Annotated in this window: 1 protein-coding gene; it reads left to right on the top strand. The window is 67.6% G+C overall.

Features of this window, described 5'->3' with window-relative positions; all coding sequences use genetic code 11:
* The coding region (locus CCN33_RS29825) for an MmyB family transcriptional regulator (protein ID WP_483027267.1) at positions 1–235 on the top strand (235 nt) is incomplete at its 5' end.
* Positions 236–819 lie beyond the last annotated feature (584 nt).

Below are 819 nucleotides of genomic sequence, written 5' to 3'. Positions count from 1 at the left end.
GGCGGGAAGCGAGAAGTTCGCCCGGCTCTGGGAGGCGTACGAGGTGTCCGTGCTGCCGACCCTGGCCAAGACCTTCCACCACCCGGTGGTCGGCCCCCTGACCGTCAACTGCGACGCCCTGCACGTCCCGGACCGGGACCAGCGCCTCGTCCTGTACACCGCCACGCCGGGCTCCGCCTCGGAGGAGGCGCTCCGGCTGCTGTCGGTCGTGGGGACCCAGCGGATGGACGTGTAGCCCCCGAGCGGCCGGACAAGGGGATCGTTCCGTGACATCCCTCACAGGCTGCGATGACCTACGGGTGTCCCTTAGTAGGTGACGAGCCGTGACGACAAGTACGCTTTGTCCGTCTTGGCGGGTATTTGGATCATGCTGTCCCTCAGAGGGGCTGATCCACTCGCCCGAGAACCTCGCTTTCGCAAATCACGCGGGCTTCTGACACCCCGGCAGCAGCGACCTGAAGCCACTGGCGCGGGGGCGGCACGCCCGCGTGACCTTGGCAAGGGGCTGCCAGGTCTACGAAGCGCGTTAGTACGACAGTCCCTTTGCATGCCTTGTGTGACCGTCCTAAGAATGGCGACTCGCAGGGCGTCTTTTGCTGTTCGGGAGGCGGGTTCCAGCAAGAGGAAGCCGCGCGGCGGCGCCCGGCGCCTACCGAATGAGGTTTCACGCATGGGAAAGCACCGTAAGGACCAGCAGTACCGGCGGGTGCTCATAGCCGCCGTCGCCGTGGGCGCGGTGGGCGTACCGACCGCCGCCGTGGCCTGCGTCGACTGGAAGGGCGACTCCGGCCGGCAGACCGAGGCCACCGCCTGGCAGAC

Origin of the sequence: Streptomyces recifensis (genome assembly GCF_002154615.1) — a bacterium.
Taxonomy (GTDB): domain Bacteria; phylum Actinomycetota; class Actinomycetes; order Streptomycetales; family Streptomycetaceae; genus Streptomyces; species Streptomyces griseoluteus.
This window is presented reverse-complemented; position numbering and strand designations above follow the sequence as displayed.